General features: G+C 59.2%; 27 protein-coding genes. 16 read left to right on the forward strand and 11 right to left on the reverse strand.

Features of this window, described 5'->3' with window-relative positions; translation table 11 throughout:
- Positions 1-7 precede the first annotated feature (7 nt).
- The 5 genes from CFB10_RS00450 to CFB10_RS00465 all read left to right on the forward strand — a co-directional run bounded on the left by CFB10_RS00450 (position 8) and on the right by CFB10_RS00465 (position 2,199).
- The gene (locus tag CFB10_RS00450) at positions 8-304 is read left to right on the forward strand and encodes a type II toxin-antitoxin system ParD family antitoxin (RefSeq protein WP_020012357.1); all 297 of its coding nucleotides are present in this window, start codon (positions 8-10) and stop codon (positions 302-304) included.
- Complete coding sequence (locus CFB10_RS00455) at positions 301-675, forward strand: type II toxin-antitoxin system RelE/ParE family toxin (protein ID WP_026364072.1); 375 nt, start codon at positions 301-303, stop codon at positions 673-675. The genes CFB10_RS00450 and CFB10_RS00455 overlap by 4 nt, the downstream gene beginning before the upstream one ends.
- A 154-nt stretch (positions 676-829) precedes the next feature.
- A complete protein-coding gene (locus CFB10_RS00460) occupies positions 830-1,474 on the forward strand; it encodes a TetR/AcrR family transcriptional regulator (protein WP_020012359.1) in 645 nt (214 codons plus the stop codon).
- 276 nt (positions 1,475-1,750) lie between these two features.
- Positions 1,751-1,885 carry a hypothetical protein gene (locus tag CFB10_RS24255; protein WP_020012361.1) on the forward strand — a complete coding sequence of 45 codons (135 nt, stop codon included), beginning with the start codon at positions 1,751-1,753 and terminating at the stop codon, positions 1,883-1,885.
- Positions 1,882-2,199, forward strand: a complete 318-nt coding sequence (locus tag CFB10_RS00465; RefSeq protein WP_020012362.1) for a DUF6105 family protein — start codon at positions 1,882-1,884, stop codon at positions 2,197-2,199. Before CFB10_RS24255 ends, CFB10_RS00465 begins: the two co-directional genes overlap by 4 nt.
- On the opposite strand, the gene ruvX is transcribed toward CFB10_RS00465, so the two are convergent.
- Entirely contained in the window at positions 2,151-2,630 is a 480-nt protein-coding gene (gene ruvX / locus CFB10_RS00470; protein ID WP_020012363.1) for a Holliday junction resolvase RuvX, read from the reverse strand. The genes CFB10_RS00465 and ruvX overlap by 49 nt on opposite strands.
- 12 nt (positions 2,631-2,642) lie before the next feature.
- Entirely contained in the window at positions 2,643-2,945 is a 303-nt protein-coding gene (locus CFB10_RS00475) for an alkylphosphonate utilization protein (protein ID WP_020012364.1), read from the reverse strand.
- 173 nt (positions 2,946-3,118) lie between these two features.
- Here CFB10_RS00475 and CFB10_RS00480 point away from each other — a divergent pair, with 173 nt between their 5' ends.
- From CFB10_RS00480 to CFB10_RS00495, 4 genes are all read left to right on the forward strand, one after another.
- Positions 3,119-3,823 (forward strand): metal-dependent hydrolase, encoded by a 705-nt coding sequence (locus CFB10_RS00480; RefSeq protein ID WP_020012365.1) that lies wholly within the window; start codon positions 3,119-3,121, stop codon positions 3,821-3,823.
- 125 nt (positions 3,824-3,948) lie between these two features.
- The gene (gene gatC, locus CFB10_RS00485; protein WP_003521472.1) at positions 3,949-4,236 is read left to right on the forward strand and encodes an Asp-tRNA(Asn)/Glu-tRNA(Gln) amidotransferase subunit GatC; all 288 of its coding nucleotides are present in this window, start codon (positions 3,949-3,951) and stop codon (positions 4,234-4,236) included.
- A gap of 55 nt (positions 4,237-4,291) precedes the next feature.
- A complete protein-coding gene (gene gatA, locus CFB10_RS00490; RefSeq protein WP_020012366.1) occupies positions 4,292-5,773 on the forward strand; it encodes an Asp-tRNA(Asn)/Glu-tRNA(Gln) amidotransferase subunit GatA in 1,482 nt (493 codons plus the stop codon).
- Between the two features lie 20 nt (positions 5,774-5,793).
- The gene (locus tag CFB10_RS00495) at positions 5,794-6,261 is read left to right on the forward strand and encodes an N-acetyltransferase (protein ID WP_026364073.1); all 468 of its coding nucleotides are present in this window, start codon (positions 5,794-5,796) and stop codon (positions 6,259-6,261) included.
- 69 nt (positions 6,262-6,330) lie between these two features.
- Here CFB10_RS00495 and CFB10_RS00500 read toward each other — a convergent pair whose 3' ends face one another.
- Entirely contained in the window at positions 6,331-6,588 is a 258-nt protein-coding gene (locus tag CFB10_RS00500) for a YjhX family toxin (RefSeq protein ID WP_026364074.1), read from the reverse strand.
- 274 nt (positions 6,589-6,862) lie between these two features.
- Here CFB10_RS00500 and CFB10_RS00505 point away from each other — a divergent pair, with 274 nt between their 5' ends.
- Positions 6,863-7,372, forward strand: coding sequence for a GNAT family N-acetyltransferase (locus tag CFB10_RS00505; RefSeq protein ID WP_020012369.1), 510 nt, complete (start codon positions 6,863-6,865; stop codon positions 7,370-7,372).
- Here CFB10_RS00505 and CFB10_RS00510 read toward each other — a convergent pair.
- Positions 7,354-7,686, reverse strand: a complete 333-nt coding sequence (locus tag CFB10_RS00510; protein ID WP_020012370.1) for a DUF1294 domain-containing protein — start codon at positions 7,684-7,686, stop codon at positions 7,354-7,356. The two genes, CFB10_RS00505 and CFB10_RS00510, sit on opposite strands and share 19 nt — an antisense overlap.
- A 151-nt stretch (positions 7,687-7,837) precedes the next feature.
- Here CFB10_RS00510 and gatB point away from each other — a divergent pair, with 151 nt between their 5' ends.
- The 5 genes from gatB (at position 7,838) to CFB10_RS00535 (ending at position 11,592) form a co-directional block, all read left to right on the forward strand.
- Positions 7,838-9,343, forward strand: coding sequence for an Asp-tRNA(Asn)/Glu-tRNA(Gln) amidotransferase subunit GatB (gene gatB, locus CFB10_RS00515; protein WP_020012371.1), 1,506 nt, complete (start codon positions 7,838-7,840; stop codon positions 9,341-9,343).
- A 206-nt stretch (positions 9,344-9,549) separates the two neighbouring features.
- Positions 9,550-10,047 carry a GNAT family N-acetyltransferase gene (locus CFB10_RS00520; protein ID WP_020012372.1) on the forward strand — a complete coding sequence of 166 codons (498 nt, stop codon included), beginning with the start codon at positions 9,550-9,552 and terminating at the stop codon, positions 10,045-10,047.
- Complete coding sequence (locus tag CFB10_RS00525) at positions 10,044-10,517, forward strand: GNAT family N-acetyltransferase (RefSeq protein ID WP_020012373.1); 474 nt, start codon at positions 10,044-10,046, stop codon at positions 10,515-10,517. Before CFB10_RS00520 ends, CFB10_RS00525 begins: the two co-directional genes overlap by 4 nt.
- Positions 10,518-10,626: 109 nt before the next feature.
- Entirely contained in the window at positions 10,627-11,025 is a 399-nt protein-coding gene (locus tag CFB10_RS00530; protein ID WP_020012374.1) for an NADH:ubiquinone oxidoreductase subunit NDUFA12, read from the forward strand.
- A 129-nt stretch (positions 11,026-11,154) separates the two neighbouring features.
- Positions 11,155-11,592: a DUF2155 domain-containing protein gene (locus CFB10_RS00535; protein ID WP_026364075.1), complete on the forward strand. Its 438-nt coding sequence runs from the start codon at positions 11,155-11,157 to the stop codon at positions 11,590-11,592.
- 17 nt (positions 11,593-11,609) lie between these two features.
- Here CFB10_RS00535 and CFB10_RS00540 read toward each other — a convergent pair whose 3' ends face one another.
- The 6 genes from CFB10_RS00540 to CFB10_RS00565 form a co-directional block, all read right to left on the reverse strand.
- The gene (locus CFB10_RS00540) at positions 11,610-12,053 is read right to left on the reverse strand and encodes a hypothetical protein (RefSeq protein ID WP_026364076.1); all 444 of its coding nucleotides are present in this window, start codon (positions 12,051-12,053) and stop codon (positions 11,610-11,612) included.
- 78 nt (positions 12,054-12,131) lie between these two features.
- Positions 12,132-12,776 (reverse strand): leucyl/phenylalanyl-tRNA--protein transferase, encoded by a 645-nt coding sequence (aat, locus tag CFB10_RS00545; protein WP_020012376.1) that lies wholly within the window; start codon positions 12,774-12,776, stop codon positions 12,132-12,134.
- A gap of 6 nt (positions 12,777-12,782) precedes the next feature.
- The gene (gene accC / locus CFB10_RS00550; protein WP_003502491.1) at positions 12,783-14,129 is read right to left on the reverse strand and encodes an acetyl-CoA carboxylase biotin carboxylase subunit; all 1,347 of its coding nucleotides are present in this window, start codon (positions 14,127-14,129) and stop codon (positions 12,783-12,785) included.
- Positions 14,130-14,141: 12 nt separating this feature from the next.
- Positions 14,142-14,630: an acetyl-CoA carboxylase biotin carboxyl carrier protein gene (accB, locus tag CFB10_RS00555; protein ID WP_020012377.1), complete on the reverse strand. Its 489-nt coding sequence runs from the start codon at positions 14,628-14,630 to the stop codon at positions 14,142-14,144.
- Between the two features lie 25 nt (positions 14,631-14,655).
- The gene (aroQ, locus tag CFB10_RS00560) at positions 14,656-15,093 is read right to left on the reverse strand and encodes a type II 3-dehydroquinate dehydratase (RefSeq protein WP_020012378.1); all 438 of its coding nucleotides are present in this window, start codon (positions 15,091-15,093) and stop codon (positions 14,656-14,658) included.
- Between the two features lie 125 nt (positions 15,094-15,218).
- On the reverse strand, positions 15,219-15,986 hold the full coding sequence (locus CFB10_RS00565; protein WP_026364077.1) for a DsbA family protein: 768 nt from the start codon (positions 15,984-15,986) through the stop codon (positions 15,219-15,221).
- 174 nt (positions 15,987-16,160) lie between these two features.
- On the opposite strand from CFB10_RS00565, the gene CFB10_RS00570 reads away from it, so the two are divergent.
- A complete protein-coding gene (locus CFB10_RS00570; RefSeq protein ID WP_026364078.1) occupies positions 16,161-17,318 on the forward strand; it encodes a pyridoxal phosphate-dependent aminotransferase in 1,158 nt (385 codons plus the stop codon).
- Positions 17,319-17,342: 24 nt separating this feature from the next.
- Here the strand turns inward: CFB10_RS00570 and CFB10_RS00575 are convergent, their stop codons facing one another.
- Complete coding sequence (locus CFB10_RS00575; protein ID WP_020012381.1) at positions 17,343-18,026, reverse strand: helix-turn-helix transcriptional regulator; 684 nt, start codon at positions 18,024-18,026, stop codon at positions 17,343-17,345.
- Positions 18,027-18,048: the final 22 nt, after the last annotated feature.

An 18,048-nucleotide genomic window follows, 5' to 3' on the forward strand; every position in this document is an offset into this window, starting at 1 on the left:
GGCTCCGATGCCAACGCGTAACGTCGTCCTGACACAGCATCACGAAGAGATCATAGAAGAGCTCGTCAAATCCGGCCGCTATCAAAACGCTAGCGAAGTGCTACGCGAAGGCTTGCGACTGATCGAAAGGCGCGAGCGTCTTGAGGTGACCAGGTTGGAAGCCTTAAGGGCGGCGGCGCAACAGGGCTTCGCCGACCTTGATCAAGGCCGTTTTACGGATGTGGCGGACGATGCCCTCGACGACTTCATTTCCACTCTCGGGCGCGACGCTGAAGCGCGCCTTGCCAATTCTGACAAGAGATGACGATGTATCGTCTGTCCGAAGCCGCGCAATCGGACATTATCGAAATTCTTGGATGGACCCACGCGACGTTTGGCGCTGCAGCAAGAAAACGCTACGAAAAATTGCTTGTCACTGCGCTACGTGATGTTGCGCGGGATCCTTTTCGTTCCGGAACAAATCTCCGCCCGGATGTGGCAGACGATGTGCGCAGCTATCATCTCCGTTACAGCCGGGAGAGGGCGAGAAGTGAAACCGGCATAGTTAAATATCCGAGGCATCTGCTGCTTTATCGCGTGTTGGAGCCCGGTTTTGTTGGTATCGGCCGCGTTCTTCATGATTCCATGGAGATGGAACGGCATCTCCCAGCTGACTATGGCGATGTCAACGCCTGAAAATGCGTGGATGCCTTTCCGGCGCGTGCAGGAAACGGGATGGCGCACTTTTCATCCACAGGAACCTTCCGTCCATCCGCTCCGCCATGTTGTTCTTCCCTTCATGCTTTGTTAACCCGTTGAGTGAGGCCTTTCAGAAAACGGGTAGGGAATCATGCTGGCGACCGCAGAGGCGATTTCAGCCGACAGACCGGAAAAGCGCATCAAGGATCGCGCTCAGACCGAGAAGGCGATTTTTAATGCGGCACGGTCGCTTCTTGCGGAAGAGGGATTTCAGGGTTTCGGCATCAACGCCGTCGCCCGCCGCGCCGGCTGCGACAAGCAGCTGATCTACCGTTATTTCGGCGGCCTCGATGGCTTGATCGAGGCAATCGGCGAAGATCTCGGCTCCTGGGTGAAGGATCGCATTCCGGAAGATACCGGCGGTATGTTTCTTTTGACCTATGGCGATCTCATGGAAAAGCTGGCGCTCTATTTCATGGATGCGCTGCGCAGCGATCCTCTCGTCTGCAAGATCATCGCCTGGGAAGTGTCGGATGGCTCCCCGCAGGTGCGACAACTGGCCGAAGCCCGCGCCAAGTCGCTGGGCAAGTGGCTGGAGCGCATGCGCGGTTCGCTGGCGGCGCCGAAGGGGGTGGATACAGCGGCGGTCAATGCCGTGTTGTTCGCCGCCATCCAGCACCTCGTCATCTCCGCTGCCACCAGCGGCCAGTTTGCCGGCGTACCGCTCAAATCGGACCGGGACTGGGACAAGATCACCACTGCCGTCAAAAGACTGGTGCGTGGCGTTTACGGCTAAACCGGCTTCAGCGGGTGTAGGGCGGCTACGTTCAGGACCAGCGCGTTAAAGAAAAATCAGCCATATTTTCACCCGGTCGGCAACCGCCCGGCGCATCAGCTCGTTCACGGGATCGCATGCTTTTCCACACGCCGGCCGCCCGTCATTAACCATAATGACAGCTTTCATTTGCCTCGCCAGGGCTGCCGGTCCAGTGTGGATTAACGAAATGTTAACCATGCGCAATGACTGCGCATAAGGGAGCCGCAAGTGAGCCGCTGGACAGCTTTAGGCGTCATGATGACGTTTTTTGTGATGCTGCCGTTGGATATCGACGTGCCGGCGCTGAACCTCTGCCTGATGGCCGTGGCGCGCTGGGCGGTGCTTGCCGGCGTTCCCGATGCGATGTTGGCGCGGGGGCAGGTGGCATGAAGTGGTTTCTGATACTCTGGGCCGGTCCCGTCGCATTGCTGGGCAGCTGGTACTGGCTTTCCTATTACGACATGAGCTTCGGCTTCTACATGCTGACCCGCCAGACCCATGATCTGGTATTTGCGATTTACGGCAACATTCTCGGCCTGCCGCCGGAAAGTCTGCCGCCGCTGGTGGCGCGCGCCATCGCCGTCGACAGCCTGATCGTCTTTGCGATTCTCGCCTTCCGCAAGAGAAAGCAGATTGCCGCCTGGTGGCAGGGCCGTCAGTCGGCAGCGCGGGTGAGTGCGGAAAGCCTGTCCAGCGCGCCCTGAAGAATGAAGCTCGCGGCGGCCGAATCGATGCGTTCGGCCCGCTTGGCGCGTGAGACGTCCATTTCCAGCAACGCGCGCTCGGCTGCGACGGTTGAAAGCCGCTCATCCCAGAAGATGAAGGGCAGGGCGGTTTTTTCGCCCATGGTGCGCACGAAGGCGCGTGTTGCCTGCACGCGGGGACCGGCCGAACCATCCATGTTCATGGGCAGGCCGATGATGAAGGCGGAAACTTTTTCCTTTTCGGCGAAGGCCAGCAGCACTTCCGCATCCAGCGTAAATTTCACCCGTTTGATGACGGGGCGCGGCGTTGCGAAACGCCGCGACAGGTCCGACATGGCAAGCCCGATGGTCTTTGTGCCGAGGTCGAGGCCGGCAATCGCCTGCGCGGGCTGAAGTGTCTGCGCCAGTTCCTCGATGGTGAGTATTGCCATGTCGCGCTGTCCTTACCGTTTGCGGACAAATTCGGTGCGCAGCACCAGACCCTTCACCGCATCATGCCTGCAATCGATCTCTTCCGGATTGTCTGTCAGGCGGATCGACTTGATGACGGTGCCCTGCTTGATGACCGTGCTGGTGCCCTTGACCTTCAAATCCTTGATCAAGGTGACGGAATCGCCATCTTCAAGCACATTGCCGGCGGCATCGCGCACTTCCTTCGCGCGGGCCGCTTCTGCGGCCAGTTCGGAAGCCGGCCGCCATTCGCCGGTGGCCTCGTCGTACACATAATCGTCATTGTCAGCGGCCATTGTCGCCTCTCTTAAATACAGGTAGTGCGGTTTCTCAAGTCGTATCGAGCACGTCCGGTCGGACGCGCTCTAGATCTTTGATTTCACGCATTTTCCGGACGCAAAACCGCTACGCGCTTTTACTGGAAATGCTCTATGTCATAATATACCGGCAATACAAAGGAGAACTTCCCATGAAAATCACCTGGCTCGGCCATTCCGCCTTCCGTCTTGAAAACGGGAGTGCGAAGATCCTCATCGATCCGTTCTTCACCGGCAATCCCGGTTTTGCCGGACAGGATGGGAAGTCGGCGGCCGAAGGCATCACCCATATTCTCCTGACCCACGGCCATGGCGACCATGTCGGCGACACCGTTCAGCTTGCGCGCGAGACGGGCGCGACCGTGCTGGCCAATGCCGATCTCGCCGCGTGGCTTTCCGCCAAGGGTGTCGCGAAGGTCGATATGGGAAATACCGGCGGCACGGTGCATTTTGACGGTTTTTCCGTCACCTTCACCAATGCGCTGCATTCCTCCGCCCAGATCACCGAGGATGGCGTCTCCCATTCGCTCGGCAATGCCAATGGCCTGATGCTGCATTTCGAAGACGGCCCGGCGGTTTATCACATGGGCGATACCGACATCTTTTCCGACATGAAGCTCATCAATGAACTGCACCAGCCGGATATCGGCCTCGTGCCGATCGGTGACCGCTTCACCATGGGGGGAGCCGTCGCGGCGCTCGCCTGCCAGCGCTTCTTCAAGTTCGAGAATGTCATTCCCTGCCACTACGGCTCCTTCCCGATCATCGACCAGACGCCGGAGAAGTTCGTGACCGGCATGGAGGGGTCGGAAGCCCGTGTCCACACGCCTAAGGCGGGCGATACGCTGTCCTTCTGACGTTTTGCTCAGGCATGTCGTGACCGCAAAAGCACCTCACACTTTTACGCGACATGCTTTCTACCGTTGCGAATGGCGGACATGGTGATTATAGCGGGTAGGAAAATTCTGACCGGAGTAGAACCATGTCCGTCGATCTCGCCACCGTGAAGCGCGTTGCGCGCCTTGCCCGTATCGCAGTCAGCGAAGAAGAAGCACAGAATATGCTTGGCCAGCTGAACGGCATACTCGGTTTCGTGGAGCAGCTTTCGGAAGTGAATGTCGACGGCGTCGAGCCGATGACATCAGTCACCCCTGTGGACATGAAAAAGCGTGCCGATGTGGTGACCGACGGCAACAAGGCGGAAGACATCGTCGCCAATGCGCCTGCGACCGACCGGGACTTCTTCATGGTTCCGAAAGTGGTCGAATAATCCGACCGCCGTTTGCCGCCCGATTTTTCCAAGATTTCGAAAGCCGTTGCCGACCATGACCGACCTGACGAGCCTGACCATTGCCGAAGCCCGCGAAAAGCTGAAGACCAAAGAGTTTTCCGCCCTCGAGCTGACCGACGCCTATCTCTCCGCCATTGATGCGGCGAACGGCGCGCTAAACGCCTATGTCGTCACGACGCCTGAAAAGGCGCGGGACATGGCGAAAGCCTCCGATGGCCGTATCGCGTCCGGTTCGGCTGGCGAGCTGGAAGGCGTTCCGCTTGGTGTGAAGGACCTTTTCGCCACCCGTGACGTGCACACGCAGGCGTGTTCGCATGTTCTCGACGGCTTCAAACCGAAATACGAATCCACCGTCACCCAGAACCTCTGGGATCAGGGCGCCGTCATGCTCGGCAAGCTCAACATGGACGAATTCGCCATGGGCTCGTCCAATGAAAGCTCCTGGTACGGCCCGGCCATCAACCCGTGGCGCGCCAACGGTTCCGAGCAGAAGCTCGTTCCGGGCGGCTCGTCCGGTGGCTCGGCCGCAGCCGTTGCCGCGCATCTGTGTGCAGGCGCCACCGCAACCGACACCGGCGGCTCCATTCGCCAGCCGGCAGCTTTCACCGGCACCGTCGGCATCAAGCCCACCTATGGCCGCTGCTCACGCTTCGGCATCGTCGCTTATGCTTCTTCGCTGGATCAGGCCGGCCCGATCGCCCGTGACGTGCGCGACGCAGCGATCCTGCTCAAGACCATGGCGAGCGTCGACGCCAAGGACACGACCTCGGTCGACCTGCCGGTGCCGGACTACGAAAAGGCCATCGGTCAGTCGCTGAAGGGCCTGAAGATCGGTATCCCCAGGGAATACCGCGTCGATGGCATGCCGGACGAGATCGAAAAGCTCTGGGCCAAGGGTGTCGAGTGGCTACGCGATGCCGGCGCCGAGGTTGTCGACATCTCGCTGCCGCACACCAAATACGCGCTTCCCGCCTATTACATCGTCGCGCCGGCGGAAGCTTCGTCGAACCTCGCCCGTTATGACGGCGTTCGCTACGGCCTGCGCGTCGACGGCAAGGACATTGCCGACATGTACGAAAAGAGCCGCGCCGCCGGTTTCGGCAAGGAAGTACAGCGCCGCATCATGGTCGGCACCTATGTGCTGTCGGCCGGTTATTACGACGCCTATTACCTGAAGGCGCAGAAGGTTCGCACGCTGATCAAGCGTGACTTCGAAAACGTCTTCCATGAAGGCGTCGACGCCATTCTGGCGCCGATCACCCCGTCTTCCGCCTTCGCAGTCGGTGACGAGGAGCTCGCCTCCGATCCGGTGAAGATGTATCTGCAGGACGTTTTCACCATCACGGTCAATATGGCCGGTCTTCCCGGCCTTTCGGTTCCGGCCGGCCTTGACGGCAAGGGCCTGCCGCTCGGGCTGCAGCTCATCGGCAAGCCTTTCGAAGAAGAAACGCTGTTCAAGACGGCGCACGCCATCGAGCAGGCAGCCGGCAAGTTCACCCCCGCCAAGTGGTGGTAAGCGGCCTCAAACTTAGACAGATGCACGAAGCCGATCGCCATGTGGTCGGCTTTGTCGGTTTTGCCGCCTGGCGTTCCGGCGAGGCCTTCGACGAGAGCTATCTCGACCCTGATGTCATCGAGCGGGTGAGGGGCGAATTCGAGAGCTTCGCCAAGTCTCCAACTGGTGATGTTGTCGTCGCTGAAATGGGAGGCGTGGTTGCCGGCTGGGGCGCATGCGATGCAGCGCCGCATCACATTTCCGATCTCTGGGTGGACCCGACCTGGCAGGGTAAGGGGATCGGCAAAGCCCTGATCCTTCATTTTCTCGACAGGATGCGCGCGCAAGGCCTGCCGCTTGCCACCATCGACACCCACGCCAGAAACCGCGCAGCCCTCGGTCTTTACGAGCGTTGCGGATTTGAGATCGTCTGGCGCGGCATGGAATGGTCCGACATCATGAAAGTCCAGCTTGAAAAGGTGAAGCTCGAGCGCAGGCTCTCGCCATAACCCGCTTTTACGGCCGCGGCTGATTCTCGGCGAAATGCCGGGCGACAGCATTGCCGCCGCCCGGTCGATTTATCTGTTGTCCAACTCACCCCTCACGAGTTCCAGCCCGCGCGTGGTAATGCGGTAAGGTTTGCCGCCCGAGGAGGCGATCGCTCTCTTCCGTTTCAGCTTGCGGAAGGTGAGGAGATTGAGGCCGCTGAAAATCCAGCCGTCACGCGTATAAAGCGCGAGTTTTTCGATTTTGTGGGCGTCATCTCGAACGAGTTCAATTCTGCCGCCCTGGGCGAGCAGGTGAAGAATGCGCTGTTCGGCGCGGGAAATGTCCATTTTTGGAAGTCCGGTCGGCGTCATATAGACGCGTGAAAACAAATCCGGGTGCCGTTAAGGCAACCGGCTCGGTTTCAGCATGGCCCGGCGCGCAATAAACTTGCGGGCAGGGCCTTTACCGGGACTCCGATTGAGCGAACATAAAAACTCCGTTCTTGCTCCTTTTGGGTAGCGGGCGAACCCGGCGCGGTCAACCCCCGCCAGGCGCGAGAAAACCATGCTGGTCGAATCGCGCTGGCAATGGTTTAATTTCGACGGCCATGGAGGGCGCGGCTTGATCGTCATTCGCAATGCGCATGAGCAGGAAGCGGAGGTTCTGGCGGCCATCGGCCTCAGGGCATGGCGACAGGCAACCGCGGCTCTCGGCATCACCCCGACCCTTTACGACAATGCGGCCAGTGCTTTTTCCAATTTTACCCGCTCGTCATGGCTGGCGATCAGGGTGGCGGAATTCGGTGGCTCGGTTGCGGGCTGGGCGGCGCGGGAGCATTTCGACGAGACGATTTCCGATTTCTGGATCGATCCGGATTTTCAGCGCCGGCGGGTCGGCAGTCGTCTGCTGGGTGATGTGGAAAGGCTGATAGAGGACAGGGGGTTCGAGACCATCCGGCTTGAAACCCACGCCCAGAACGAACCGGCCGTCGCCTTTTTTCGCCACCATGGCTACAGCGTCCGCTGGCTCTCCGTCTCCTATGCGCCAAAGCTCGATCGCGAAGTGCAGTCGGTAGGCCTGCAGAAGCAATTGGCCGAGGTCGAGAGCGGTCTTTACGGACCGGCGTTCTGAAGCAGGATTTTCAGGACGCCTGCAAGCCGCATCGGCCAGTCGGGTATTATGGCAAGCGATCCGACAAGGCCCACCTGCAATATGATGATCAATATCAGGATGCTGCGGAATGGCTCCTTGCGTGTTTTATGCCGCAGCAGGCGTTGCGCCGAGATCGCGCCCAAGCTGCCGCCAATGAGCGCAAGCGATAATAGCGTGCTTTCCCTGACACGCCATCCGCCCTTCTTCGCCGCTTCCTTGTCCCACCAATAGACAAGAAAGACGAAAAGATTGAAGGCGATATAAGCCATGAAGCAGAGAGCGATCGTCACCATGGCGTGAATTGAAACCGGGAAGCGTAAAAAACGCGTATCCGGTATTGGCTAAAATCCCGGGCCTGGCGTGACAGGGTGCAAGATGTCTTGCGCCCGCGCTCCATTTGTTCTACCCACCAAGGCCAAAGAACCCGTATATCGTGAGCTTCAGATGACCCTTGTAGACGTGCGCACCCCCGACCCGAAACGCTTCATTCCCGGCGCCACCGGCGATTGGGAAATCGTGATCGGCATGGAGGTGCATGCGCAGGTTCTTTCCAATTCCAAGCTGTTTTCCGGCGCTTCGACCACCTTCGGCAATGCGCCGAACTCCAACGTATCGCTGGTGGATGCCGCCATGCCCGGCATGTTGCCCGTCATCAACGAGGAATGCGTCAAGCAGGCGGTGCGTACCGGTCTCGGCCTGAAGGCGAAGATCAACAACCGTTCGATCTTCGACCGTAAGAACTACTTCTATCCGGACCTGCCGCAGGGCTACCAGATTTCGCAGTTCAAGGACCCGATCGTCGGTGAGGGCACCATCACCATTTCGCTCGGTCCCGACCGTCAGGGCAATTTCGAGGATATCGAGATCGGTATCGAGCGCCTGCATCTGGAACAGGACGCCGGCAAGTCGATGCATGACCAGCACCCGACCATGTCCTTCGTGGACCTGAACCGTTCGGGCGTGGCGCTGATGGAAATCGTTTCCAAGCCGGACATGCGCTCATCGGACGAAGCGAAAGCCTATCTGACGAAGCTGCGCTCGATCGTGCGTTATCTCGGCACCTGCGACGGCAACATGGATGAAGGCTCGATGCGCGCCGACGTCAACGTTTCCGTGCGCCGTCCGGGCGAAGGTTTCGGCACGCGCTGTGAAATCAAGAACGTCAACTCCATCCGTTTCGTTGGTCAGGCCATCGAATATGAGGCGCGTCGCCAGGTCGCCATTCTGGAAGATGGCGGCGTCATCGATCAGGAAACCCGCCTGTTCGATCCCGGCAAGGGCGAGACGCGTTCCATGCGCTCCAAGGAAGACGCGCATGACTATCGTTATTTCCCCGATCCGGACCTTCTGCCGCTCGAATTCGACGATGCTTTCGTCGAGGCGCTGAAGGTCGATCTGCCGGAACTGCCCGACGACAAGAAGGCACGTTTCGTGGCCGATCTCGGCCTGTCGGTTTATGATGCCTCGATCCTCGTTTCGGAAAAGGCGATCGCCGATTATTACGAGGCCGTCGCCGCCGGCCGCGATGCGAAGGCCGCCGCCAACTGGGTCATCAACGATCTTCTCGGTGCGCTGAACAAATCAGGCAAGGATATCGAGACGACGCCGGTTTCGCCGGAACAGCTCGGTGGCATCATCGATCTCATCAAGTCTGAGACCATTTCGGGCAAGATCGCCAAGGACCTGTTCGAGATCGTCTGGAACGAGGGCGGCAACCCGGCCGAAATCGTCGAGGCGCGCGGCATGAAGCAGGTGACGGATACCGGCGCCATCGAAAAGGCCGTGGACGAGATCATCGCCGCCAACCCGGATCAGGTCGAGAAGGTGAAGGCAAAGCCGACGCTCGCCGGCTGGTTCGTCGGCCAGGTCATGAAAGCGACGGGCGGCAAGGCCAACCCGCAGGCGGTGCAGGCGCTGGTGAAGGCCAAGCTCGGTATCGAGGAAGAGTAAGCGGACGCTGCCTCGTGCTCATAGGTATCGAGGTAGAAAGCTCTCATCCGTCATCCTCGGGCTTGTCCCGAGGATCTAACGACCCACAAGGTCCAACGTGCTCAGATCCTCGGGACAGGCCCGAGGATGACGTCGGGTACAAGGGGCTGACATCACTTCTGCCGGGATCAACGCCCGGCATTTCTGTTTCAAGACGGAGCCCAAACATGTTTTTCATCCGCACGGCAAGTCTGCGGGACATCGAGCCGGTCCGCACCTTGCTCGCCACCACATGGCACGCGACCTATGATGCGATCTATGGCGTCGACAAGGTGAACCAGCTGATCCTCGCATGGCATTCGCCGCAAGCCATGAAAGACCGTATCGAGAAAAAGGGCGGCGAATTTCTGGTGGCTGATGACGGCAGGCGGATTGGCGGCATGGCCTATGGCTCCATGTCCACCAAGATGGCGAAGACGGCCCTGCTGCACCAGCTTTACGTCGCGCCCGACCTTCAGCGCCAGGGCGTCGGCCGTGATCTGTTCGCGGAACTGGAAACCTGTTTTCCGGATGCGGAAATCATGCGGCTTGAAGTCGAGCCTAAAAATACTGTCGCAATCGCCTTTTATGAAGGCGTCGGGTTTGTCGAGGTGGACCGAATCGAGCGCATGGCGGGCATCGAGGGGCTGCCCGGCATCGTTATGGAAAAGAGCCTGACCCGATGAATGCGACATTGCAGAATCTCATTATCCGCACGGCGCGCGAAGATGACCTTCCCGCCCTTGCCGCCATTTTTGCCGCCGACGAGATTGGCGGCCATGGCGATACGGCGGAAGAATCGGCGCAGCCGGATTATCTTGCAGCCTTCCGCGCCATTGAAGCATCGCCGAGCGAAACGCTCTATGTGGCGGAACTGGATGGCGAGGTCGTCGGCACCTTCCAGACGGCGATCCTGACCAAGCTCGTCGGGCGAGGGGCAAAGTCCATGGTGATCGAGGCGGTGCAGACGCGCGCCGACATGCGCGGTCGCGGTATCGGCGCGGTGATGATCAATCATTGTCTGGAAGAAGCCCGCCGTCAGGGCCTCAACGCCGCGCAACTGACGTCCAACATGGCCCGGCTGGACGCGCACCGCTTCTACGAGCGGCTGGGTTTCGAGAAGCGGCATTTGGGCTTCAGGATGAAGCTGAAATAGCACGGATATATCTCGAAATGCTGGACAATTGCCGTGAGGGGCGGCATAAGCATGTCTTGTGCCGTGCACGGAAAATCGCTGCGGCGCATTCAAGCCCGAGGAACGCATAATGAAGACTCTCCTGACGCAAATCTTCACCTGGTGGAATGGCCAGACGATCGGAACGCGGTTTCACACCTGGCGTTTCGGCAAGAAGGTCGGGCAGGACGAGTTGGGCAACACCTATTACGAAGGCGGCACCACCTCCTGGGGAATGCCGCGCCGGTGGGTGATCTATAATGGTTATGCCGAAGCTTCCGCCATTCCGCCCGGCTGGCATGGCTGGATGCATTACCGCACCGACGTGCCGCCAAGCCAGGAAAACTACGTTGCGCGCGAGTGGCAGAAGCCGCATCAGCCGAATCTGACCGGTTCGTCAAAAGCCTATCGCCCGCAGGGATCGCTGGCGGTAGCAGGCGAGCGGCCGCGTGTGACCGGCGACTACGACGCCTGGACCCCTGGCAACTAAGCTTTTGTGATGCGCGGTGTTGTGCAAAACACCGCGCTTGCATCTGGCCTCACCGGTTTTTGCCACATTCCGCCCTTAGGCGTTGATCCGGTCGGCATCGCGACACAGGCAAATTTTGGAGACCACTATATGAGGAAAATCACGCGGGATCGTTCTTTGCGTGCGCTGACAGTGTCGCTGTTTGCGGCGGTCTCTGCTGTTCTCCTCGTATCGCCCGTCTCCGCCGCCCGTCTGGAAAACCGCGTCGCCGTGTTTTCCGGCATCGACAAGATCACCGGCCGCATCACTTCCTTCGATGTCTATATCGACGAGACTGTGCAGTTCGGCGCGCTTCAGGTGACGCCGAAGGTCTGTTATTCCCGCGACCAGACGGAAACCCAGAAGATCGATGCTTTTATCGAGGTCGATGAGATCACGCTCGACCGCAAGATCAAGCGGATTTTCACAGGCTGGATGTTCGCCGACAGCCCCGGCCTCAATGCCGTGGAACACCCGATTTACGACGTGTGGCTGACAGGCTGCAAGCAGGACTCGGAAGTTCCTGCTCCCTCTACGGCAAGCAAATAATTAACCTGCGATCGCGCCTATTTCTGGCGTCTGAGCTTCTCGGCCAAATCTGCCAGGGCTTTGCTTTTGCTTTCCAGTTGTTCGATCATTTCCTCCCGCGTCAGTTCGGGCTCGATCACGATCGGAACGGTGAACCTGCTGGGTAGATCGCTGGCGGGAGGTGAGGGGAATTTGATTTCAGAAAATGCCCGCTTCACGGCCGTTCTTGTCTGGTAGGTACTATCCCTTATGTTTTTGACCTGAACAGCCTGTATCTTTCCCGTCGGGTCAACGCGGAAAGTAACAAGGATTACCTGCTTCTTGTTCGTCCGCACGACCTTGAGTTCTGGTCGGCCGGTTACGCCCGTCAAGGCTCGCGAAATTTCGCTTCGCCAGGCCGCCTGCGGGTTCGGGCGCTGTTCGGCAGCGGTGACATTCACAGCCAGCGTCAACATCGATAACAAGGCCGCAATCCAGCGCATGACAATCCCCGGTGAACCAAATATCATGATCGGATAAGTCATGTTTTTGGGGGTTGCAAGCAAGATCTCAGGTTGTTTTCAGTGTGGATTTTCTTGCGCAGGCAAATTTTCGAAGGGCACATCCGGCCTGTCGACAGCCGCTTCCAGTATCGTCGCATATTCCGACTTTGGAATATCGATTGCCCCGAATGTCTTTAAATGCTCGGTCGTAAATTGCGTGTCGAGCAGCGTAAATCCCTGCTGCCGCAACCGCTCCACCAGATGTACGAGGCATATTTTCGATGCATTGGTGCGGCGGGAAAACATGCTCTCGCCGAAGAAGGCGGCGCCAAGCGAGACGCCGTAAAGCCCGCCGACAAGCTCTTCGCCCTCCCATGCCTCCACACTGTGCGCATGGCCGATCTGGTGCAACTCGGTATAGAGCCGGCGGATGGTGGCGTTGATCCAGGTGCTTGGTCTATCTGGCGCTTCCGCCGCGCATCCGGCCATGACAGCTTCGAAGGCAGTGTTGAAGCGTATCTCGAACGGCTTCCTGCGCATCGCCTTGGCGAGGCTTTTGGAAATATGGAAGGAGGTGAGGGGGATGATACCCCTAATCTCCGGCTCGACCCAGAAGAGCTCGGGATCGTCAGCCGAATCGGCCATGGGAAACAGGCCGGCGGAATAGGCGCGCAGCAGAATATCGACCGTTATGCCGTTGTTTCTGCTGCGACGCCCAACCATGGCGTCTTAGTGAGACGCGTCACCGGCCAGGTATTTCTCCAGCCAGTGAATGTCGTAATCGCCCTTCAGGATATCCTCGTTTTCGAGGAGGTCCTGGAAAAGCGGCAGCGTGGTCTTGATGCCGTCGACGACGAACTCGTCCAGCGCCCGACGCAGACGGCGGATGCACTCGTCACGGTCGCGGCCGTGAACGATCAGCTTGCCGATCATGCTGTCGTAATAGGGCGGGATCTTGTAGCCCTGATAGGCGCCCGAATCGACGCGCACGCCAAGACCGCCCGGCGTATGGAAATAGGTCAGCGTGCCCGGCGAGGGAACGAAGGTGCGCGGGTCTTCGGCGTTGATACGGCATTCGATGGCATGGCCATGGAATTCGATATCAGCCTGCGTGACCGACAGACCCTGGCCCGAAGCGACCCTGATCTGTTCCTGCACGAGATCCATACCGGTGATCGCTTCCGTGACCGGATGCTCCACCTGAAGACGGGTGTTCATTTCGATGAAATAGAACTCGCCGTTTTCATAAAGGAACTCGATGGTGCCTGCACCGCGATATTTCAGCTTGCGCATGGCGTCGGCGCAGATTTCGCCGATCTTCATACGCTGTTCGACGGTCAAAGCCGGCGAATTGGCTTCTTCCAGCACCTTCTGGTGACGGCGCTGCAACGAGCAATCGCGTTCGCCAAGGTGAACGGCATTGCCTTCGCCATCGCCGAAAACCTGCACTTCGATATGGCGCGGCTTGCCGAGATATTTTTCCATGTAGACGGCGTCGTTGCCGAAGGCTGCTGCCGCTTCGGAACGGGCGGTCGCAACCGCCTCTTCCAGATCGGCCTCGGTCTTCGCCACCTTCATGCCGCGACCGCCGCCACCCGCCGTTGCCTTGATGAGGACCGGGAAGCCGATCGTCCGGGCAATCTCGAGCGCGTTTTCAGGCTTCACTTCGCCATCCGAGCCGGGAACGACGGGAATGCCGAGTTCCTGTGCCGTCTGCTTGGCGGTGATCTTGTCACCCATGATGCGGATATGTTCGGCGGTCGGTCCGATGAAGGTGATGCCGTGCGCGTCGAGAATATCGGCGAACTTGGCGTTTTCCGACAGGAAGCCGTAACCGGGGTGAACGGCGTCCGCACCTGTTATTTCGCAGGCCGCAACGATCTGGTGGATGTTGAGGTAGCTGTCACGCGATGGCGGCGGGCCGATGCAGACACTTTCGTCGGCAAGGCGCACATGCATGGCGTCCGCGTCGGCCGTGGAATGGACGGCTACCGTTGGAATGCCGAGCTCTTTCGCGGCGCGCAGGACGCGTAGCGCGATCTCGCCGCGGTTGGCTATGAGGATCTTCGAAACCATGCTGAACCGCCTTTATTCGATGACCACGAGGGCTTCGCCATACTCCACGGGCTGAGCGTCGTTGACGACGATTTCCACGACCTTGCCGGACTTGGGAGCCGGGATCTGGTTCATGGTCTTCATGGCTTCGACGATGAGAATGGTCTGGCCTTCCTTGACGGTCGCGCCCACTTCGATGAAGGGACGTGCGCCGGGGGCAGGCGAAAGATAGACCGTGCCGACCATCGGCGAGGACACGGTGTTGGCCGGGTTACGGGCCGGTGCTGCGGCCGCAGCCGGAGCAGCAGGTGCGGCGATTGCCGGCGCGGCGGCCGGGGCAGGTGCCGGCGCATAAGCGGCAGGCGCTGCAGCATAGACCGTGGCGGGAGCGGGAGCGGCGCGGGAAACGCGGATGCGCAGGTCTTCCTGCTCCACTTCGATTTCCGAAAGGTCGGTATCGTTGAGGATATTCGCGAGCTCGCGGATCAGTTCCTTGTCGATACCCTGTTTCTTTTCAGACATGACAAACCCTATTCTTTGTTTCTTTTTATGCCGTGATGTTTTTCAGCGCGTGAAGCGCCATGATATATCCATATGGTCCGAAACCGCAGACCATGCCCTTCGCCGCGGGTGATACCATCGATTTGTGACGGAACTCTTCCCTGGCGTGGATGTTGGAAATGTGCACTTCCACGACGGGCGTGGAAATCGCGCGAATGGCGTCATGCAACGCGATCGAGGTGTGGCTGTAGGCGCCGGGATTGATGACGACGCCCGCCGCCCGCTCGCCCGCCTCATGCAACCAGTCCACCAGCACGCCTTCGTGGTTGGACTGGCGGAATTCCACTGCGAAACCGAGATCGGCACCGGCTTGGAGACAATCATTCTCGATGTCCTTCAGCGTCTTGCCACCATAGATACCCGGTTCCCTTTTTCCCAGCATGTTGAGATTGGGGCCGTTGATGACGATGATGATGTTGCTCATTCACGTTTCCATAAGAAAATCAGCGACACCTATAGACTGCGCAGACGTCAAGGAAAAGCCCCCGCAAGCCGTAAACCGCCCGCTCGGCGGGCATCTCACAGGGAATGCAGTGGCTTTTTTAGCAATCAGGAGCAGGTGGCTTTTCCACAGCTGCGCATATTGGCGATTTTTTCCTTCAGCGGGTCGGCGCCGACCGCACCGAAAACGGCCTCGTCGCCGACGATATAGGACGGCGTTCCGGTGATGCCGAGGCTGGTTGCCAGCTTGTAGGTCTCCTGCACCTGCTCGTCATTGGGGTTTTCCGCCATCGATTTGCGGATGTCGGCTTCCTTGAGGCCGAGCGAGGTCGCGACTTCCATGGCGCTGTCCTCATTCGCCCGTCCTCGGCCACCGAGCAGGGTGCGCTGGAATTCGGGGTACTTTGCCGGCGCAAGCAGTTTGACGGCGTTGGAAACGCGGTGTGCGGCAACCGATTCCGGTCCGAGGATCGGAAACTCCTTGAGGACGACGCGTATCTTCTTGTCGCCCTTCAGGATTTTATCCATGTCAGCCATGGCGCGTTTGCAATAACCGCAATTGTAATCGAAGAACTCGACCAGCGTGACGTCGCCATCCGGATTGCCGAGCGCCAGATCGAATTTCGATTCGAAGATGGCCTTCTTGTTGTCAGCGACGGCTTCCGCCGCCTTGGCGTTGCGGGCCGCATATTGCTTGCGTTCAAGCGCATCCTGAACCTCGAGCATGATTTCCGGGTTCTCGATCAGATATTGCTTGATGAACTCGCCCATTTCCTTCTTCTGCTGCTCGTCGAGAGCATGGGCGGGCAGGGAGGCGAATACCGTCGAAAGGGCCGTCACGCTGGCGAGAAGGGTGGAACGGAGAAAATGCGCCATATCGGTCCTCATTCTGTGCGGCCGAAGCCTCTTGAAATCTTATGAAGGCAATTACCTTACTTTAAGCCAAATGCCATACGGCAAAAATACTTGTCCGCATTATGATCGCATGATTGTGAAGATTGTGATTCTGCGGCAAGTCTTGCGAAATACGGTTCAGGAAAGAGCATGCCCTTGATCACGATGTCGAAGCGGAGCGCAGTCGAGCCCTTTCACGCCATGGATATTCTGGCGGAAGCGAACAGGCGCAGGCAGGCGGGACGCCCCGTCATTTCCATGGCGGTCGGCCAGCCCTCCCATCCCGCGCCGAAAGCCTCGCTCGAAGCTGCTGAAGCCGCGCTGAAACACGGGCGGATCGGTTATACCGATGCGCTCGGCCTGCGCGAGCTGCGTGAGGCGATCGCTGGCCATTACCGGCTGCGTCACCAGGTCGCCATCGATCCGGGCCGCATCGCGGTGACCACCGGTTCGTCTGCTGCCTTCAATCTCGCCTTCCTCAGCCTTTTCGATGCCGGAGACCATGTCGCCATCGCCAGGCCCGGTTATCCGGCCTATCGCAATATTCTGAAGGCTCTCGGCCTCAATGTCGTGGAAGTGCCGGTCACGGCCGAAACCGGTTATACGCTGACGCCGGCAAGCCTGGAGCGCGCGGAAACAAGAGCCGGCTGCAAGCTGAAGGGCGTGTTGCTGGCAAGCCCGGCCAATCCGACCGGCACCGTCACCGGCCGCGAGGCGCTGAAGCGGCTGGCGGGCTATTGCGAAAGCCGTGATATGGCTTTTATTTCCGACGAAATCTATCACGGCCTGACCTTCGTCGGCGAAGAGACGAGTGCGCTCGAAATCACCGACAATGCCGTGATCATCAATTCCTTCTCCAAATATTATTGCATGACCGGCTGGCGCATTGGCTGGATGGTGCTGCCGGAAAATCTCGTCCGTCCGGTCGAGTGTCTGGCCCAGAGCCTTTATATTTCCGCGCCGGAACTTTCGCAGCTTGCGGCGACCGCGGCCTTTTCTGCGGCGGAGGAACTGGATGTCTACAGGGAAAGTTATCGCACCAACCGCGATTTCCTGATGGCGCGCCTGCCGGAAATCGGCCTGCCGCTGGCATCGCCCATGGACGGCGCATTTTACGCCTATGTCGATACAAGCCGCTTTTCCAACGACAGTATGGATTTCGCCAGGCGCATGCTGGCCGAAATCGATGTGGCGACGACGCCAGGCATGGATTTTGATCCCGAGGAAGGTCATCGCGCCCTGCGCATTTCCTATGCGGGTTCCGTATCTGACATTGCCGAGGCCGTTGGACGTATTGCCGGCTGGCTGAAATAAACCCGGATCATCTGCTCGTGGTGCTCAGGCGGGCGTGCAGCTGAAGGTGCTGTTGAAAGCCTTTTCGCCCTTTGTCGTGAAGGTCAGCACCCTGCCGTTTCCGCGCCGCAGCCAATCGCGCTGCTGCATGGCGTCGAGAAGTGACGCGCCAAGCCCGCCGCCGAGATGATGGCGGCGTTCACTCCAGTCGAGGCAATGCAGACAGACCGGGCGTCGCGCCTTTTCGAGCGGCGAAAGATCAATGCCGAAGCTCGAGAAGAAGTCGCGTCCGCTATCCGTTAAGGCAGGATCATCACCTAACGTCACGAACCCCTTCGCGGTAATGGCGGCAAGCAGCGTCACGCCGCTTTCTCCGGCCAGATGGTCGTAACAGATGCGCGCTTCACGCAGAGCCTTGTCCTTCGGTCCGGTGCGGACGCGGATTGCCCCTGTGCGCTGGGCAAGGCCCATAAGTGCTTCCAGAACCTGTGCAACATCCTCGTCTGACAGACGGAAGTAACGATGCCGCCCCTGTTTTTCCGCCTTCAACAATTGTGCTTCTGAGAGTTTGGATAAGTGCCCGCTCGCGGTCTGCAGGGTCACGCCAGCGGCTTCCGCAAGCTCGCTTGCGGTGAGCGCGCGCCCATCCATCAGCGCCGTCAGGATATTGGCGCGGGCAGGGTCGCCGATCAGGGCGGCGACGTTGGCGATGAGAGGTCCGTCTTTCATACTTCGATGATAACCGAAGCAT

The sequence above is a fragment of the Agrobacterium sp. 719_389 genome, from assembly GCF_900188475.1.
Lineage (GTDB): Bacteria > Pseudomonadota > Alphaproteobacteria > Rhizobiales > Rhizobiaceae > Agrobacterium > Agrobacterium radiobacter.

What these genes read in the sequence shown, in the direction of transcription:
- CFB10_RS00455 (WP_026364072.1), top strand. Translation starts at nt 301, where the DNA reads ATGACGATGTATCGTCTGTCCGAAGCCGCGCAATCGGACATTATCGAA.
- CFB10_RS00525 (WP_020012373.1), top strand. Translation starts at nt 10,044, where the DNA reads ATGAATGCGACATTGCAGAATCTCATTATCCGCACGGCGCGCGAAGAT.
- CFB10_RS00520 (WP_020012372.1), top strand. Translation starts at nt 9,550, where the DNA reads ATGTTTTTCATCCGCACGGCAAGTCTGCGGGACATCGAGCCGGTCCGC.
- CFB10_RS00495 (WP_026364073.1), top strand. Translation starts at nt 5,794, where the DNA reads ATGCACGAAGCCGATCGCCATGTGGTCGGCTTTGTCGGTTTTGCCGCC.
- CFB10_RS00510 (WP_020012370.1), bottom strand. Translation starts at nt 7,686, where the DNA reads ATGGTGACGATCGCTCTCTGCTTCATGGCTTATATCGCCTTCAATCTT.
- gatC (WP_003521472.1), top strand. Translation starts at nt 3,949, where the DNA reads ATGTCCGTCGATCTCGCCACCGTGAAGCGCGTTGCGCGCCTTGCCCGT.
- ruvX (WP_020012363.1), bottom strand. Translation starts at nt 2,630, where the DNA reads ATGGCAATACTCACCATCGAGGAACTGGCGCAGACACTTCAGCCCGCG.
- gatB (WP_020012371.1), top strand. Translation starts at nt 7,838, where the DNA reads ATGACCCTTGTAGACGTGCGCACCCCCGACCCGAAACGCTTCATTCCC.
- CFB10_RS00480 (WP_020012365.1), top strand. Translation starts at nt 3,119, where the DNA reads ATGAAAATCACCTGGCTCGGCCATTCCGCCTTCCGTCTTGAAAACGGG.
- CFB10_RS00460 (WP_020012359.1), top strand. Translation starts at nt 830, where the DNA reads ATGCTGGCGACCGCAGAGGCGATTTCAGCCGACAGACCGGAAAAGCGC.
- CFB10_RS00500 (WP_026364074.1), bottom strand. Translation starts at nt 6,588, where the DNA reads ATGGACATTTCCCGCGCCGAACAGCGCATTCTTCACCTGCTCGCCCAG.
- CFB10_RS00540 (WP_026364076.1), bottom strand. Translation starts at nt 12,053, where the DNA reads ATGCGCTGGATTGCGGCCTTGTTATCGATGTTGACGCTGGCTGTGAAT.
- CFB10_RS00465 (WP_020012362.1), top strand. Translation starts at nt 1,882, where the DNA reads ATGAAGTGGTTTCTGATACTCTGGGCCGGTCCCGTCGCATTGCTGGGC.
- CFB10_RS00530 (WP_020012374.1), top strand. Translation starts at nt 10,627, where the DNA reads ATGAAGACTCTCCTGACGCAAATCTTCACCTGGTGGAATGGCCAGACG.
- CFB10_RS00575 (WP_020012381.1), bottom strand. Translation starts at nt 18,026, where the DNA reads ATGAAAGACGGACCTCTCATCGCCAACGTCGCCGCCCTGATCGGCGAC.
- CFB10_RS00535 (WP_026364075.1), top strand. Translation starts at nt 11,155, where the DNA reads ATGAGGAAAATCACGCGGGATCGTTCTTTGCGTGCGCTGACAGTGTCG.
- aroQ (WP_020012378.1), bottom strand. Translation starts at nt 15,093, where the DNA reads ATGAGCAACATCATCATCGTCATCAACGGCCCCAATCTCAACATGCTG.
- CFB10_RS00450 (WP_020012357.1), top strand. Translation starts at nt 8, where the DNA reads ATGCCAACGCGTAACGTCGTCCTGACACAGCATCACGAAGAGATCATA.
- CFB10_RS24255 (WP_020012361.1), top strand. Translation starts at nt 1,751, where the DNA reads ATGATGACGTTTTTTGTGATGCTGCCGTTGGATATCGACGTGCCGGCG.
- aat (WP_020012376.1), bottom strand. Translation starts at nt 12,776, where the DNA reads ATGGTTGGGCGTCGCAGCAGAAACAACGGCATAACGGTCGATATTCTG.
- accB (WP_020012377.1), bottom strand. Translation starts at nt 14,630, where the DNA reads ATGTCTGAAAAGAAACAGGGTATCGACAAGGAACTGATCCGCGAGCTC.
- CFB10_RS00565 (WP_026364077.1), bottom strand. Translation starts at nt 15,986, where the DNA reads ATGGCGCATTTTCTCCGTTCCACCCTTCTCGCCAGCGTGACGGCCCTT.
- gatA (WP_020012366.1), top strand. Translation starts at nt 4,292, where the DNA reads ATGACCGACCTGACGAGCCTGACCATTGCCGAAGCCCGCGAAAAGCTG.
- CFB10_RS00475 (WP_020012364.1), bottom strand. Translation starts at nt 2,945, where the DNA reads ATGGCCGCTGACAATGACGATTATGTGTACGACGAGGCCACCGGCGAA.
- accC (WP_003502491.1), bottom strand. Translation starts at nt 14,129, where the DNA reads ATGGTTTCGAAGATCCTCATAGCCAACCGCGGCGAGATCGCGCTACGC.